This is a genomic window from Streptacidiphilus rugosus AM-16 (assembly GCF_000744655.1).
In the GTDB taxonomy this organism is placed as follows: domain Bacteria; phylum Actinomycetota; class Actinomycetes; order Streptomycetales; family Streptomycetaceae; genus Streptacidiphilus; species Streptacidiphilus rugosus.
The window spans coordinates 133342-147165 of the sequence record NZ_JQMJ01000003.1 but is presented as its reverse complement, the minus strand read 5'-3'; the positions used below and the strand labels follow the sequence as shown (position 1 = coordinate 147165).

21 protein-coding genes are annotated in these 13824 nt (G+C 69.2%); 19 read left to right on the top strand and 2 right to left on the bottom strand.

What is annotated here, in order from left to right; genetic code table 11:
• Positions 1 to 133 precede the first annotated feature (133 nt).
• Entirely contained in the window at positions 134 to 1276 is a 1143-nt protein-coding gene (locus tag BS83_RS04045; protein WP_037601044.1) for a DUF262 domain-containing protein, read from the top strand.
• The gene (locus BS83_RS45100; RefSeq protein WP_157596891.1) at positions 1273 to 1797 is read left to right on the top strand and encodes a HEPN domain-containing protein; all 525 of its coding nucleotides are present in this window, start codon (positions 1273 to 1275) and stop codon (positions 1795 to 1797) included. Before BS83_RS04045 ends, BS83_RS45100 begins: the two co-directional genes overlap by 4 nt.
• Before the next feature lie 167 nt (positions 1798 to 1964).
• Here the strand turns inward: BS83_RS45100 and BS83_RS04040 are convergent, their stop codons facing one another.
• Positions 1965 to 3200 carry a helix-turn-helix domain-containing protein gene (locus tag BS83_RS04040; RefSeq protein WP_037601041.1) on the bottom strand — a complete coding sequence of 412 codons (1236 nt, stop codon included), beginning with the start codon at positions 3198 to 3200 and terminating at the stop codon, positions 1965 to 1967.
• Between the two features lie 214 nt (positions 3201 to 3414).
• The gene (locus tag BS83_RS04035) at positions 3415 to 3771 is read right to left on the bottom strand and encodes a GntR family transcriptional regulator (RefSeq protein ID WP_037601038.1); all 357 of its coding nucleotides are present in this window, start codon (positions 3769 to 3771) and stop codon (positions 3415 to 3417) included.
• 175 nt (positions 3772 to 3946) lie between these two features.
• On the opposite strand from BS83_RS04035, the gene BS83_RS04030 reads away from it, so the two are divergent.
• The 17 genes from BS83_RS04030 (at position 3947) to BS83_RS03950 (ending at position 13797) form a co-directional block, all read left to right on the top strand.
• On the top strand, positions 3947 to 4291 hold the full coding sequence (locus tag BS83_RS04030; RefSeq protein WP_332262311.1) for a hypothetical protein: 345 nt from the start codon (positions 3947 to 3949) through the stop codon (positions 4289 to 4291).
• Positions 4291 to 4665, top strand: coding sequence for a WhiB family transcriptional regulator (locus BS83_RS41365; RefSeq protein WP_051942590.1), 375 nt, complete (start codon positions 4291 to 4293; stop codon positions 4663 to 4665). Before BS83_RS04030 ends, BS83_RS41365 begins: the two co-directional genes overlap by 1 nt.
• The gene (locus BS83_RS04020) at positions 4662 to 4871 is read left to right on the top strand and encodes a hypothetical protein (RefSeq protein ID WP_037601035.1); all 210 of its coding nucleotides are present in this window, start codon (positions 4662 to 4664) and stop codon (positions 4869 to 4871) included. Before BS83_RS41365 ends, BS83_RS04020 begins: the two co-directional genes overlap by 4 nt.
• Positions 4868 to 5689, top strand: coding sequence for a DUF2637 domain-containing protein (locus BS83_RS04015; protein WP_037601032.1), 822 nt, complete (start codon positions 4868 to 4870; stop codon positions 5687 to 5689). Before BS83_RS04020 ends, BS83_RS04015 begins: the two co-directional genes overlap by 4 nt.
• 20 nt (positions 5690 to 5709) lie before the next feature.
• On the top strand, positions 5710 to 5910 hold the full coding sequence (locus tag BS83_RS04010) for a hypothetical protein (RefSeq protein ID WP_037601030.1): 201 nt from the start codon (positions 5710 to 5712) through the stop codon (positions 5908 to 5910).
• Positions 5911 to 5930: 20 nt separating this feature from the next.
• A complete protein-coding gene (locus BS83_RS41360; protein ID WP_051942589.1) occupies positions 5931 to 6263 on the top strand; it encodes a hypothetical protein in 333 nt (110 codons plus the stop codon).
• A 28-nt stretch (positions 6264 to 6291) separates the two neighbouring features.
• Positions 6292 to 6549 (top strand): hypothetical protein, encoded by a 258-nt coding sequence (locus BS83_RS04000; RefSeq protein WP_037601027.1) that lies wholly within the window; start codon positions 6292 to 6294, stop codon positions 6547 to 6549.
• A 96-nt stretch (positions 6550 to 6645) separates the two neighbouring features.
• A complete protein-coding gene (locus BS83_RS03995) occupies positions 6646 to 8811 on the top strand; it encodes a cell division protein FtsK (protein ID WP_037601024.1) in 2166 nt (721 codons plus the stop codon).
• Between the two features lie 163 nt (positions 8812 to 8974).
• Positions 8975 to 9241 carry a hypothetical protein gene (locus tag BS83_RS03990; protein WP_232248043.1) on the top strand — a complete coding sequence of 89 codons (267 nt, stop codon included), beginning with the start codon at positions 8975 to 8977 and terminating at the stop codon, positions 9239 to 9241.
• A 17-nt stretch (positions 9242 to 9258) separates the two neighbouring features.
• Positions 9259 to 9450 carry a hypothetical protein gene (locus BS83_RS03985; protein ID WP_037601021.1) on the top strand — a complete coding sequence of 64 codons (192 nt, stop codon included), beginning with the start codon at positions 9259 to 9261 and terminating at the stop codon, positions 9448 to 9450.
• Positions 9451 to 9471: 21 nt separating this feature from the next.
• Entirely contained in the window at positions 9472 to 9885 is a 414-nt protein-coding gene (locus BS83_RS03980) for a hypothetical protein (protein WP_037601017.1), read from the top strand.
• A 12-nt stretch (positions 9886 to 9897) separates the two neighbouring features.
• Positions 9898 to 10215 carry a hypothetical protein gene (locus tag BS83_RS03975; RefSeq protein WP_037601013.1) on the top strand — a complete coding sequence of 106 codons (318 nt, stop codon included), beginning with the start codon at positions 9898 to 9900 and terminating at the stop codon, positions 10213 to 10215.
• A 129-nt stretch (positions 10216 to 10344) separates the two neighbouring features.
• Complete coding sequence (locus BS83_RS03970; protein ID WP_037601010.1) at positions 10345 to 10824, top strand: single-stranded DNA-binding protein; 480 nt, start codon at positions 10345 to 10347, stop codon at positions 10822 to 10824.
• Between the two features lie 97 nt (positions 10825 to 10921).
• Entirely contained in the window at positions 10922 to 11575 is a 654-nt protein-coding gene (locus BS83_RS03965) for a GGDEF domain-containing protein (protein WP_063774087.1), read from the top strand.
• Positions 11572 to 12510, top strand: a complete 939-nt coding sequence (locus BS83_RS03960) for an adenine nucleotide alpha hydrolase family protein (protein ID WP_051942587.1) — start codon at positions 11572 to 11574, stop codon at positions 12508 to 12510. The genes BS83_RS03965 and BS83_RS03960 overlap by 4 nt, the downstream gene beginning before the upstream one ends.
• Entirely contained in the window at positions 12507 to 12860 is a 354-nt protein-coding gene (locus tag BS83_RS03955) for a hypothetical protein (RefSeq protein ID WP_051942586.1), read from the top strand. The genes BS83_RS03960 and BS83_RS03955 overlap by 4 nt, the downstream gene beginning before the upstream one ends.
• A 67-nt stretch (positions 12861 to 12927) precedes the next feature.
• A complete protein-coding gene (locus BS83_RS03950) occupies positions 12928 to 13797 on the top strand; it encodes a bifunctional DNA primase/polymerase (RefSeq protein ID WP_037601007.1) in 870 nt (289 codons plus the stop codon).
• Positions 13798 to 13824 lie beyond the last annotated feature (27 nt).

Below are 13824 nucleotides of genomic sequence, written 5' to 3'. Positions count from 1 at the left end.
CACTGTGGCCTTCGCGCGGGGGACCTGGAAGGCCGGATCCGCCTCGACTGCGTCCCCCTACAGGTAAGTTAGCGCTGAGGCGGCTCGAGATACACGACTGAGTACTCCCCTGGTGGGGGCGCAAGGAGGCACCATGGCAGCGGGCGCTAGCGAGACCGAGGAAGGCCCCGACGATGTCGAGTTGCAGGCCGGCGGGGTGGACCTTGACGAGGAAGATCGCGACCTGGCGATCTCTGGCCTGGAGCCCCTCTCCTACTTTGGAACCGACTTCGATGTTCACGGCCTAGTGCGCAGGCTAAATCAAGAGGACATCGTTGTACCAAATTTTGACCCGTTGGCAGATCCGGAATCGGACCTATCGGGCTTTCAGCGAAAGTTCGTCTGGAAGAAAACCCAGATGGACCGATTTATCGAATCGCTGCTTCTCGGATTCCCGATCCCTGGGATCTTTCTCGTCCAGCAATCTAACAAGCAGCTGCTCGTACTCGATGGCCAGCAGCGCTTGCGCACTCTCCAGAAATTCTTTAGCGGATGGTATGCTCCAGAAGTTGAGTTCCGACTGGAGAATGTCGGCGAGGATTTCAAGGGGCTTACGTACGAAACGCTGGATGACGAGCAGCGAAGGTTGTTGGACAATACTTTCATCCATGCCACGATCGTCAAGTACAACCGCTCTCTTGGGGGAGATGAGAGTGTGTACTCGCTGTTTGAGCGCCTGAATACTGGCGGCACTAATCTCTACCCGCAAGAGATTAGGGTTGCTCTGTATCACGGCGAACTCGTCGAACTACTTCGAGAGCTCAATAGCTATCCCAAGTGGAGGGAGATCTATGGGCCTCCGTCGGAGCGACTGAAGGATCAGGAACTAATCCTTCGCTTCCTGGCTTTCTTTGAAGAAGAAGAAAAATATAAGAGGCCTCTGAAGGCCTTCCTGAATGACTTCTTGTCTGCTCACAGAGATCTAGAGGGGCTGTCCAAGGATGGCCTCCGCAAGGCCTTCCACGAGACTTGCGACCTCGCCAGTTCCACACTCGGCAGGCGCGCGCTCCGGGCAGAGAGCCAGGTGAACGCGGCCTTCGCAGACGCAGTCCTCGTCGGTTTGGCGCATCGACTCAAGGCCGGGCCGGTTGAAGAGCCGCAGAAATTGGTGGAGGCTCGTGAGTCGCTGCTTGGAAATGCGGACTTCACGAGCGCCATTGCCCGCGCCACAGCAGATGAAGATCGCGTTACGCGTCGCCTGACGTTGGCAAAGGAAGCCTTCGGAAGTATCCGATGACTCGGAAGAAGGCGAATCACTCTGCTGCGGCCCGGGCCCAGGTGGACCGACTGAAGAAGTCGCTCGAGGATCTCTATATCCGTGCCGATCCGCGATCAATTGATGACCCGGAAATCGCGAGCGACCTGGGCAGATACCTCTGCGTCCGAGTTTCCGGTTTCCTGGAGCAGGCTACGCAGGTAATTCTACGGGAGTACTGTACCCGAAATGCTTGGGGTGAGGTGCAATCGTTCGCCCACTCGTGGTTGGATCGAATGCCAAACCTTAGCTCAGATGCCTTCGTGAAGCTCGTTAAGCGTTTCAATGCGACCTGGGCAAATGAGCTGGATGGATTGTTGGCTCAAGAGGAGCGGCGAGCAAGCCTGAATGCATTGATCGGCATTCGCAATGATGTGGCACACGGCAAGCAGCAGGGCATGTCGCGGCAGCAAGCTTGGGAGTATTACGAGCTTGCCGAAGAGATAATTGAGTGGCTCATGGAGCGCTTCGGAGAAAAAGCACAAAATTCCGTGAAGCAATGATGAGGTACTAACAATTTTTATCCATCACTCATTCCGGCCACTGCTGATACTCCCTAAAACCAGCCATCCCTAGGTCTCAAGCCACGAGAAATGCTTGGCACCCGACGTTCCTGCTCGCCTCCGGGGGGGCAAGCAGGTGATCAAACGGGGTCGGGTGCCCAGGGGCTTTAGTGGGGCGCTTGGCTCAGCTCTGTGAGGTGATCGAGGTAGGCCCGACCTTGCGGAGCGTCGGCGTAGTCGCGATTTACGATCGTTGCTAGCTCACGGCTCACCATGAGCAGCGAGGGGAGCGACTGCCGATCCCCCCGCAGGGCCCATTCGCCGTAGTTCAGAGCACCATCAAGGTCGCCATCCCGCGCAGCGACGACACCGAGCGTCAGCCGGGCCTCTGCGATCCTCATCGGGGAGCGCTCCGCGCCATCGAAGTCTGTGCTTGCGCGGATCACCTCACCGGCGAGGACCTCAGCCATGCGGTTCTCGCCCAGCATGCGGTAGCAGTCCATGGCGTAGAAGTCGTACTTCGCGGGGTCAACCACAAAGTGGTTATCGAGGTTCTCCGGGTAGGGCATGCCTTCGAGGAGGCGTCGGCCCTTATCCAAGGCGACCTCAGTCTGCCTCCGGTCGCCGAGTCGGGCCCATGCTTTCGCTTCCTGGGCTGCAAGCTGGACCGCCACGCCCTGATGGGCGGCGACCTCGCCGCCGGCCTGCGCCGCGGCGATGACGCCGCGGTAGTCGCCGGTAGTCAGGGCAAACCAGGCGCGCATTTCACTGGCCCACCCCTGGATGCCTGCGTGCTCCGCTTCACTCCCGATCGACAGAGCAGCTCGGCGGGTCGCTTCGGCTCCGCGCCTGTCCCCCAGGTCGTATTCCACGCACCCGACCAACAGGGCGAGCCACCCGGCCATGGACAGAACCTCACGGTGCTGGGAGAGCGTCAGCCGCTGGGCGCGGAGTGCGAGCACGCGCTGAAGCCAGTTGCGCCCCTCGATCAGGAGCTGCGGCGCCGGGAGAAGGGCGTACTCGGAGCACAGACGGTCGGTGGTGATCCGCAGGGCTTCCATGGTCGCGTTGTCCACGTCAGACGCCTGGAGTCGGCTGATGATGTCCAGCGTTTCCATACCGCTCACGGCCACGATCTCGGCATCGCCCTCCCGGCGACCGGCAACAGGGAAAATGGCGTGAGTCACGGTGCCGAACATGGAAGCGATGATCGGCTGATAGAAGTCACTGGGCTTGATCTCCCCGGCCTCCCAGCGCTTCCACTGGCGGAGCAGTGAGGCATCGGCTACCAGCTCACTCGGCGCGTGCGCGCGAAGCGCTGCGATCGCCTGCTGCTGCGACCAGCCGCGGGCAGTGCGCTCGTTGGCGATGCGCTGCGCCCAAGCGGGCCTGTCGTTGCTCATGGTGCCCTCCCTGGTGGGTGGTGCTTCAACCTGAGTCTTTCAGCAAGGACTGCTCGGACAGGAGAGGTGACAGGCAGGTGACACCCGGTTTGTCCGGCGCCCCGTCGTAGCCCTTACGGCCCTGTTCAAGTGGGGGACAGGTTGGTGACAGGCGAACTACCCCCAGCTGACACCGCCGGTGTCACTGATGTCAGGGCCTAGTCATGCCTGATGGTTAGTCAACAGCCGGTGAGGAGGGGGACTTTCCCTCCAGCGCGGCTACACGATCCGTCAGTTCCTTGACTTGGGAGGCGAGATGGTCAACCAACTCGCGTACATCCCGCTCAGGCGCAGGCACCTTGGCGTCCTTGCGGACGAACGTCCCACGCCCCGGCGTGGCAGTGATCAGCCCCTCTTCGCGAAGCACGCGCAGGCCGGCGTTCACCGTCATCTCGGCAATGCCGAACTGCTTCGCGAGATCGCGGACAGACGGCAGCTTGGCTCCTGGCCCGTACTCCGCTGACACGATCTGGGCCCGGATGGTGTCCGCCACCTGCACGTACGGCGGGCGGCTGTCCTCGGCGAGAGTCATGTGCCCCAGCGTAGGCCCTCGGGTGTCCCAAGACATCTAGGCCGAAGGGGTTGACACCCTAATACACCTAGAGCAATCTAGGTCATGCGAGACGGAATCCCACGTCAACGCGATGAAGCGGCGCCCAACCGCCAAGTCAGTACGCCGCTCATCGCCCATTTCAGGGAGTTTCATCATGCCTGGATATCTCGCGTCCTGCCCCGACGTACCGCCCAATGCGGTGGTCGTCCGGGAGCGCGAAACGAGTACCGCGATCGACCGTGCGCCCCTGGGGGCCGACATGCCCGGCCTCGGCGCGGCTCTCGGTGTGGACTTCGAGCTGTTCGCCGGGGTGCCCGGCGAGTCGGCCGCCGAGCGTTCGGCACGGCTGGACGCCGCCGCCGATGTTCTGGCGGACCTGAAGCAGGACGACCCGACCGCGGCTCTGGTGGCCGTGGAACTGATGCGGACGGCGCGCATGCCGCTTCGACGCCCGGCCAATCGAGTTCGCTCGGTGGCGCAGTTCGCGGAGGTGGCGTGATGGCCATCCCGCGCACGCACCTGCCGATTCTCGGTTCCATCAGCCGCCTGTCGGAGCGTCAGGCCCGCTTCGAGACCCGCGCGCTTCCGTCGGCCTTCGCCAATCCGCTGCGCGGCGCGCTCTGTGCCTCGCCGGAGGTCGACCCGGACGTGTTCTTCCCGGACCCGGGCGACAGCAGGTCGGCGGACATCGCGTTCGGGCTGTGTTCGCGCTGCCCGGTGCGGATGGCCTGCCTGCGCGAGGCGCTCGCTTCGGAGGAGCGGCAGGGCATCCGGGGCGGGTTCAGCCCGGCAGGGCGCGTCGAGATCCTCGCGGCAACCGCGCCGTTCGTCAGCGGCACCACCCGATACGCCAAGAAGGGAGCAGCAGCATGAAGCGTCAGGTCATCTACGTCGAGAGCGGACGCGGACGCCGCGGCGGCTCGGGCGACCGCGAGGGCGCCAAGTGGACGGCCGGGATCGCGGCCGGCGTGGTGCTGTGGAACTGCTGGCACTTCGGGATGTGGGGGTTCGTGGCCACGGCCGCGACCTACCTGGTGGTCCTGGTCGTGCTGAAGTCCTGGTTCGGGGGTGCGCGATGAGCCGCACCGGCAAGGGCTTCCTGGTCGCCGGTCTACTGGCCGTGGTCCTGCTCGCGTTCCGCGTCTCCTGGAACGCGCTGCGGGACGTGGCCCACACGATCGGCGCGGACCACACGGCCGCCGTGGTCTACCCGCTGGTGGTGGACGGGCTGATGGCGCTCGCCCTGGTGGCGACGCTGGTCCTGCCGGACGAGATCGGCGAGGGCCGTAAGGGTTCGCCGCGCCGGTTCGCGCTGCGGGTGCTCGCTGCCTACACCCTGGCTTCGCTGGTCCTGAACTACGTCCACGGGCTGACCGCCCCCGACGGTTCGCGGATCCGACTGGCCGACTGGGGCCCTGCGAACTGGGCCCTGGTCCTGCTCGGCACCTCGCTGCCGGTCGGCTCCATCTTCTTCGGCTCCGACCTGGTGGCTAAGGTCCTGCACCACCGCCCCGACTCCGGCAAATCAGGATCTTCTACCGCAGACCAGTCGATACCTGACCAGCTGATTCCCGCCCCGGCTGCCCCCGTCAGCACCCCGCCCGCACAGCCTGCACCGTCCCCTGCTGCGGTGGTGAAGCCGGTCCGTCAGCCCCGACCGGCTACCGGCCAGGTCCCCGCCGCCGCCCGCACAGTCGTCCCGACTCGCACGCGGACCCAACTGCTCGACCAGGCCCGGACCGAGACAGCCGCCTGGCCCGACTCCGAGCTGACCGGTGAGCGCATCCGTAAGGCCCTGCGCACCTCCGCCGCCAACGGGCGCATGCTGCGGGACCTGCTCCTGAACGAGCGCACCGGCACTGCCCCCGCGCTTCACGCCGTCCCCGCCGCCCCGTGACCCGGAAGGACTCCCACGCCATGGCCAGCACCGAGCGCCACCACTACAACCTGACCGTCTTCGACAACACCACCGGCGAACAGCACTTCTTCTCCGGCACCGTCGCGGTCCGGCCCGGCGAGGACCACGCCGCCGTTCAGGCTCGGGTCTTGGCCGACGTCCGCCACGGCAGCGGCCTGCGCGGCCCGCAGGTCACCGACTTCGATCTCTTCACCCGCTGACCAGCAGAGGAGCCACGATCATGACCAGCCCGACCCGTACCCCGCTGCACCGCCAGGCGAGCACCGTTCGCACCCTGCTGGCACTGATCGACCAGTACCCCAACCTGCCCGCCGCCGATTTCGACGTGTCGTCCTCGCCGGTCGGGGAGCGACTGACCATCAACGTCCACAACGACCCGGCCGGCTTCGAGATGTGGCGCGAGGCCCTGGGCCTGAACCCGGAGAACTCGGAACTGGTCGCGTTCTCCGACTTCGCCGCGGTCAAGGTCTTCGGCCAGACCGACGGTATCCGCGTCCGGCTGATCGGCTACCTGCCGCCCGTCCTCGACGCCGCCCCGGCCGCCGCAGCCTGACCCGCCAACCACCGAAGGGAGCACCACCGTGTACGCGACTTTCAACCTGTACCCGTCCGAGGTCGGCTCGGTCGACGTCGAGTGCGACCAGTTCGGCCCGCTGCTCGCGATGACCTGCGGCGATGTGGTCCTGCGGATCATGCTGCCGGTCACCGACACCCCGGCCGACGCCCTGCCGTTCGTCCGAGCCTTCTACGAGGCCACCGGCGAATTCCTCGCCCTCACCGAACAGTTCGCCATCGCCCACCTGGACCCCGGCTCCGGCCCGGACTCGCTTGCGGCCTAGCTCCACCGCCGGGGCACGCCCTGCCTACCAAGCTGCCGTGCCCCGGCGACTGCACCCCTCTCCATCCGGATCACTCCTTGAGAGAAGGACAGTTCAGTGAATCACGACCCCATCGACAACGAGGGCGAGCGCGAGCTGTTCGCCCGACTCGAAGCCGACCTGACCAGCACCGACACTCCGACCAGCGCACCTACGCGGTACACGACGCCGCTCGACGTCGTCACCGAGACGGACGAGGACGGCCCGTCTGTGTACGTGGACGCTCCTGCTCCGGCTGATCCGTCGCTGCTGGAGAAGGTCAAGGCGGAGCGGCTGCGGCCGATCATCCCCGGGTGGCTGCGCTCGGCTGCGGAGTTCAAGACTGCCGCCGGGTGGCTGGCACGGCACGTGGGCCACACCGCCGGGTTCCACGCCGTCCGCGCCCCGCTGTACGCGGCGGTGCTCGCCGGGCGCTCGCCGCGCGGCATGGCTCGTGCGGCGCGCTGGGTGGGCCGGTGGGTGACCGACGCCGAGGCGCAGCCGTTGCGGCTGTCGGCGGTGCACGACGAGGACGCGCGCCTGTACCTGGACCTGCTGCGCCGTCGTGACGGGCGGGTGGTGTGGCGCCGCTGGACCCTGGGTGTGGCCGCCGTGCTCGCTCTGGTTGCCGCGCTGGTCGTCTGGGGTCTGACCCCGGGCCTGGTCCACCTGGCCGTGGCCGGCGCGCTGGTCACCGTGTTCGGGGTGATCGGGGCACCTGCCGACAAGCCGCTGATCTCCCGTGCGGTCACCCGCCCCACGGTGCAGCGGCTCACCTCCGAGGTGGTCGAAAAGGCCCTCGCGGTGCTGGGGATCGCGGAGATCGGCCGCGCTCTGGGCAAGGGCGGGCGGATCGTGTTCACCGCCCCGATCACCCGCGACGGCCCCGGCTGGCGCGCGGACGTGGAGCTGCCGCACGGCGTCACGGTGACCGAGGTCATGGACAAGCGCGACAAGCTCGCGTCCGGTCTGCGCCGCCCGCTCGGGTGCGTGTGGCCCGAGCCGATGCCCGGCGAGCACCCCGGCCACATGCTGCTGTGGGTCGGCGACCAGGACATGAACAAGGCCAAGCAGCCCACCTGGCCGCTCATGACCTCGGGCACGGTGGACCTGTTCAAGCCCGCCGCGTTCTCCACCGACCAGCGCGGACGCTGGGTCTCCATCACGCTCATGTACATCGCCGGGGTGATCGGAGCGATCCCGCGCATGGGCAAGACGTTCCTGCTGCGCCTGCTGCTGCTCATCGCCGCCCTCGACCCCCGCGCCGAGCTGCACACCTACGACCTGAAGGGCACCGGCGACCTCGACGCGGTCGGGGATGCCGTGTCGGTGCGCCACCGCGCCGGCGAGGAAGAGGAGGACATCGAGCACGCGGTGGCCGACATGCGCGCGGTGCAGCAGGAGTTGCGGCGCCGGGCCAAGGTGATCCGCGCCCTGCCGGATGACCTGTGCCCCGAGTCGAAGGTGACCAGCGCGCTCGCGTCGAACCCGACGCTGGGCCTGCACCCGATCGTGATCGGGGTGGACGAGTGCCAGAAGTGGTTCGAGCACCCCAAGCACGGCGCTGAGCTGGAGGAGATCTGCACCGACCTGGTCAAGCGGGGACCGGCGACCGGCATCGTGCTGCTGCTGGCCACCCAGCGCCCGGACGCCAAGTCCCTGCCCACCGGCATCGGCGCGAACGCGGTGGCCCGCTGGTGCATGAAGGTGCTCGACCACACCGCCAATGACATGGTGCTGGGCACCTCCGCGCACAAGAACGGCATCCGCGCCACTACGTTCGCGTGGGCTGACAAGGGCATCTGCTACTTCGTCGGCGAGGGCGCGGACGCCCGGATCGTGCGCACGGTCGAGGTCGACGTGCCCAAGGCCAGGGCCATCGCGGCCCGCGGCCGGGCCGCCCGGCTGCGGGCAGGCACCCTGGCCGGCTACGCCGCCGGCATCGACACCGTCACCGAGACGGCACCCGCCTACGACCTGCTCGCCGACGTCCTCGCGGTGGTCCCAGACAGCGAAGCCAAGGCGTGGTCGGAGACCGTGACCGCGCGCCTGGCCGTGCTGCGGCCCGACGTCTACGGCGGATGGGCGCCCGACCAGCTCGCCGCCGCGCTCAAGCCGCACGGGATCAACACCGGGCAGGTGTGGCTGACCCCCGAGGGCGGCAAGGGCGCCAACCGGCGCGGCATCATCCGCGCCGACATCGCCGGCGCGGTCACGCTGCGCGACAAGGAGCGGGGCAAGTAGCGATCCGATCCGGCGCTAGGTCTAGCACCCGCACCCGCTAGACCTAGCACCCCCGCTAGCACCCCATAACACGCCTGATCAGGACGCTAGTAGCTAGCGCCCTTCCCCCGGCACACCCCAAAACCGCCCTGGGAGGCCCGAAGTGCGCATCCTCGCCGCCGCTATGCCGCTCCTACTCCTGCTCACCGTCGGTTACCTCGCGCTCTGCCTGGCCAGCCCGTTCAAACGCTGCCCGCGCTGCAACGGCATCGGCCACCAGCTCAAGACCGACCGCAAGGGGCGCCCCACCCGGGGCAAACCGTGCCGCCACTGCGACACCACCGGCCTGCGCATCCGCTACGGACGCCACCTCCTCAACCTCGCCCGCACCCGCCGCAACGCGGCGATACGCGCCGACCGCACCCCCGCCCGCCGCACGCCCCGCGCCTGACCGAAGGGACCAGACCCGTGCTCCTCACCGTCTCCCTCGCCCTGCTGCTCGGCATCGCCGCCGTCGCCACCGTCCGCTACGGCCGCGTCGGCGCCGGTTCCGCCGCCGTGCTGTGGCTGTCCGGCTTCACCGTCGCCTCCACGGGCCTGGCCCCCTACGTGAACCACGCCCTGGCCGCCGTCGCCCACGCCGCGCTCTCCATCCACTGACCAGCCGTCAGGAGGCCAGCCATGACCAGCCCGCAGCCCTACATACCGGCCCCGATTCCCACCGTCGTCTACGACGCCGACGGCCGCCCCCACTACGCCTTCCCGCAGACCCCGGCAGCGCCGCTGGTGCCCTACCACCAGCCCGCGCAGCCCGCCGTGGTCTACCAGCCCGCCCCGCTGCCGGCGCAGCCGACCAGCGGCGGTTACAGCCCGCTGCGGGACCCGATCGTCGCCCGGCTGCTGGCCGGCGGCATCGGGCTCGGTGCGACCGGCGTGGGCCTGAGTTTCCTGTTCACCGCCCTGGCCGCCGCCACCACCGCGATCGGCCTGCTGCTCGGCGTCCTCGCCCTGGTCTTCCTGCTCGCCCACTCCGGCGGAAGCAGGGGCGGGGTCAACGTCCGCGTGGACAACCGCTTCACCAACCGCAACCGCTGAGGAGGCACCACCATGACCAGCCCCATCACGTTCGAGTCCCTGTACGCCCGGTACTCCGAGACGCTCGCCGACGTGCTGGGCGAGGTGGACGACTTGGACCCGACGACGCTCACGCCGGACACCTTCGGCGACCGGCTCGCCGACGCCCGCGACTGCCTGGCCCGGCTCGGCGGCTCCCTGGCCGACGCCGCCGAGGACATCGACACCGCCCTGTCCTACCTGGCCGACGCCGAGGAGGACTCGGACCCGGCCGCCCGTGCGGTGCTGCTCGGCAAGGCCGCGAAGCACCTGGAGGGTCTGGAGTTCGCCTCCGACGAACTCGTCTGCTGAAGGGCCGCCCCCGGCCTGCCCAACCGGCCGTGCCGCCCCGGCTTCCTGCCGGGGCGGTGCGGGGGACCGGACAGACCCCGTGTCCCGAGAACGACGGCAACCCTGCCGCCAGCAGCAACCGGAGGAACCGTGTCCGTCGGAGAAACCCCGATCACCGTCGTCGGCAACCTCACCGATGAGCCCGAGCTGAAGTTCACCCCGTCCGGCGCGGCGATGGCCAAGTTCACCGTCGCGAGCACCCCGCGCACCTACGACAAGAACACCGGCCAGTGGCAGGACGGCGTGGGCATGTTCCTGCGCTGCACCGCGTGGCGCGAGCTCGCCGACCACGCCGCCGAGACGCTGACCAAGGGCATGCGCGTGATCGTCACCGGCCGCCTGCGGCAGCACAACTGGAAGAACGACCAGGGCGAGAACCGCGCCATGCTCGCCGTCGAGGTGGACGAGATCGGCCCCTCATTGCGCTTCGCCACCGCCAAGGTCACCAAGACCCAGCGCCCCGGCAGCGCCGCGCCGTCGGCGGCCGACGACCCGTGGCACACCTCGCGCCCCGCCCCGGCCGGGGTCACCTCGGGCTACAGCGGCGGGGGCGAGGAGCCCCCGTTCTAGACCCGCCAAGCAGCACGCGGCGGCCGGTGATCCTGCCAAGAAGCCCCGGCCGCCGCCCCCAGCAGCAATCCCAACGATTCGGCTGGAGGACTCCAGAATGCACCGCAACGCCATGGCCGCACAGCACCTCCCGGTGCTCGCGGCGGCACTCCCGCTTGCCGGATGGGCCGTGCACTCCGGCGTACTGACGGCGCGCCTGCGCGCCGCGCGCCGCGACCCCCTGACCGGCGTCCTGACCCGCGATGGCTTCACCCGCGCCGCCGCCCGCACCCTCGCTCACCCGAACGGCCTGCTGGTGTTCGTGGACCTGGACCGCTTCAAGCAGGTCAACGACACCCACGGCCACGCCGCCGGCGACGCGATCCTGACCCGCACCGCCACCGCCCTGACTGTGTGGGCCGGTCCCCGCGGCGTCGTCGGGCGGTTCGGCGGCGACGAGTTCACCGCCGCCTTAACCGTCCGGCCGGAGCGGATCGCCGACCGACTCGGCGCCCTCGCCGCCGCCCTCGCGGGTCCCACGTGGGAGGGCCTCGCGCTGGACACCGCCGCCAGCGTCGGCGCCGTCCGCCCCGCAGAGCTGCCCGTGCCGTCGCTCTCGGCCGCGCTCGCCGCCGCCGACGCAGCGATGTACGAGGCCAAGCAACACGGCGGCAACCTCTGGGCCCTCGCCCACGCCAACCACATGCACCCCGCCGCCCAGCGCCGCTGGGACCGCAACCGCCCCGCCACCACAGCCCGGAGGGCAGCATGACCAGCACCGCCAACACGCCCGCGGTGCGAGTGCTCTCGCTCGGCGCCGGAGTGCAGTCCACCACCCTGCTGCTGCTTGCCGCTGACGGCCGCATCCCGCGCTTCGACGCCGCGGTCTTCGCCGACACCGGATGGGAACCCCGGCACGTCTACGAGCACTTCGAGCGGCTCGTGCGCGAGGTCGCCGAGCCCGCCGGCATCCCCGTGATCCGCGTCAAGGCCACCACCGGCACCGCGGGCCGGGTGACGGGCAACCTGCGCGCGGACTCGCTCAACCCCGGCGCTTGGGTCCGCATCCCCGCGTTCGTCGCCGACCGCACCGGCAAGCACGCTGCCATGGTCCGGCGCCAGTGCACAGAGGAATACAAGGTCAAGCCCATCAAGCAGGCCATCCGTGCCCTGCTCGGCTACCCGCACCCGCGCCCCGTCCCGGCCGGCGTCTTCGCCGAGCAGGCCATCGGGATCAGCCGGGACGAGTTCGAGCGCGCCAAGGACGCCTCGGTGCAGTACCTGCGCAACGTCTTCCCGCTGCTCCACCTGCCCGCCCCGGGCGGGGTGGAGGGATGGAGTCGCACCGACTGCACCCGCTACCTCACCGCCCAAGGGTGGGGCAGCACGCCCAAGAGCGCGTGCATCGGCTGCCCGTTCCACGGCAACGCCGCCTGGCGCGAGCTGCGCGACCACCACCCCGAGGAATGGGGCGACGCCGTCGCGTTCGACCACCAGTTGCGCACCACCGAGCTGCGCGGCATCAAGCAGAAGCCCTACCTGCACCGCAGCCTGCTCCCACTCGACCAAGCCCCGATCGACAAGGTCACCCGCGGCGAATGGCACCAGCGTCAAGGCGACCTGTTCGACGCCCTCGCCGACCAGGAAGCCGACACCCCCGGCTGCTCCCCCTGGTCCTGCCACGGCGACCAGGAGACGGCCGCATGACCGCGCCCTCGGTGGTCCCGCTCCCGCTGTGGGACCTGCTCATCCACCTGTCCGGCGGCCGGTGCCAGTGCGCCGGGCAGTGCGGCAACAAGCACGCCGCCGGACAGGGCCGCTGCGAGCACGAGAACGGCGGCTTCATCAGCAAGCACACCGGACCGGTCCGGCTGCTCGCAGCGCCGAAGGACCCGCACGCGCTGATACTGCCCGCCCATCAGCAGGCGAAGTTGAGCGCCTGCGACCTCGCCGCCTGGTGCCGGCCCTGCCACGACAACGCCCGCGCCCGCGCCCAGCGCGAGCACCGCAAGGCCCTCGCCGAGCTGCAAGCCGACAGCACCGACGCCTTGTTCTGAACCGAGCCGACCGGGCGGGCGTGACATCGCCTCCGCTCGCCCGGTCGCACCACCCGAGAGGACCGCCGTGCCCGACTTGCTCGCCTACGCCCTCGCCGCCGCCCGCCGCGGCTGGCACGTCTTCCCCCTGGTCCCCGGCGACAAGACCCCCGCCGTCCGCGACTGGGAGCACCAGGCCACCACCGACCCCGAGAGCCTCGCCGCCTGGTGGCGGCAGCAGGGATTCAACATCGGCCTCGCCACCGGCCCGTCCCGGCTGGTCGTGGTGGACCTGGACATCCCCAAGCCTGCCGACGCCCGCCCCTCCGCGTGGGCACTACCCGGGGTGGCCGACGGCACCGACGTGCTCGCCGTGCTCGCCGAGCGCGCCGGACAGCCGTACCCCGCCCACACGTTCACCGTCCGCACTGCCTCCGGCGGCACGCACCTGTACTTCGCCCACCCTGAGCACGGGCCCGAACTGCGCTCCACCCGCAAGCGGTTGGGCTGGAAGATCGACACCCGCGCCCATGGCGGCTACGTCGTCGCCCCCGGCAGCAGCACCCCAAGCGGCCGCTACGAGGTCCTCAGCAAGGCTCCGGTTGCCCCGCTTCCGGCCTGGATCGCGGACCTTCACCAGCCCGCCCCGCAACCGCCCGCCAGACCGCTCACGGTCGCGCTGCGTGGCACCGACCGCCGCTCCCGCTACCTGCACACGGCCATCAAGCGAGAGTTGGCCACGGTCACCAGCGCGCCGGACCACCACAACGATGCCCTCTACGCCGCCGCCTGCGCCCTCGGACAGCTCGTGGCCGGCGGCGAACTCGGCGAGCAGGAAGTCACCGCCGACCTGATGCAGGCCGCCGCCCAGGTCAACCACGACCCACGTGCCGCCGCCCGCACCATCGCGTCCGGCCTGCGCTGGGGCGCCCGCCGCCCCCGCACCTTCGCCGCCTGATCCCAGCCCGCCACTCGTGATCAGAGG

Coding starts and splice junctions, on each gene's coding strand:
- BS83_RS04045 (WP_037601044.1), top strand. CDS start 134: ATGGCAGCGGGCGCTAGCGAGACCGAGGAAGGCCCCGACGATGTCGAG.
- BS83_RS45100 (WP_157596891.1), top strand. CDS start 1,273: ATGACTCGGAAGAAGGCGAATCACTCTGCTGCGGCCCGGGCCCAGGTG.
- BS83_RS04040 (WP_037601041.1), bottom strand. CDS start 3,200: ATGAGCAACGACAGGCCCGCTTGGGCGCAGCGCATCGCCAACGAGCGC.
- BS83_RS04035 (WP_037601038.1), bottom strand. CDS start 3,771: ATGACTCTCGCCGAGGACAGCCGCCCGCCGTACGTGCAGGTGGCGGAC.
- BS83_RS04030 (WP_332262311.1), top strand. CDS start 3,947: ATGCCTGGATATCTCGCGTCCTGCCCCGACGTACCGCCCAATGCGGTG.
- BS83_RS41365 (WP_051942590.1), top strand. CDS start 4,291: ATGGCCATCCCGCGCACGCACCTGCCGATTCTCGGTTCCATCAGCCGC.
- BS83_RS04020 (WP_037601035.1), top strand. CDS start 4,662: ATGAAGCGTCAGGTCATCTACGTCGAGAGCGGACGCGGACGCCGCGGC.
- BS83_RS04015 (WP_037601032.1), top strand. CDS start 4,868: ATGAGCCGCACCGGCAAGGGCTTCCTGGTCGCCGGTCTACTGGCCGTG.
- BS83_RS04010 (WP_037601030.1), top strand. CDS start 5,710: ATGGCCAGCACCGAGCGCCACCACTACAACCTGACCGTCTTCGACAAC.
- BS83_RS41360 (WP_051942589.1), top strand. CDS start 5,931: ATGACCAGCCCGACCCGTACCCCGCTGCACCGCCAGGCGAGCACCGTT.
- BS83_RS03990 (WP_232248043.1), top strand. CDS start 8,975: ATGCCGCTCCTACTCCTGCTCACCGTCGGTTACCTCGCGCTCTGCCTG.
- BS83_RS03980 (WP_037601017.1), top strand. CDS start 9,472: ATGACCAGCCCGCAGCCCTACATACCGGCCCCGATTCCCACCGTCGTC.
- BS83_RS03975 (WP_037601013.1), top strand. CDS start 9,898: ATGACCAGCCCCATCACGTTCGAGTCCCTGTACGCCCGGTACTCCGAG.
- BS83_RS03965 (WP_063774087.1), top strand. CDS start 10,922: ATGCACCGCAACGCCATGGCCGCACAGCACCTCCCGGTGCTCGCGGCG.
- BS83_RS03960 (WP_051942587.1), top strand. CDS start 11,572: ATGACCAGCACCGCCAACACGCCCGCGGTGCGAGTGCTCTCGCTCGGC.
- BS83_RS03955 (WP_051942586.1), top strand. CDS start 12,507: ATGACCGCGCCCTCGGTGGTCCCGCTCCCGCTGTGGGACCTGCTCATC.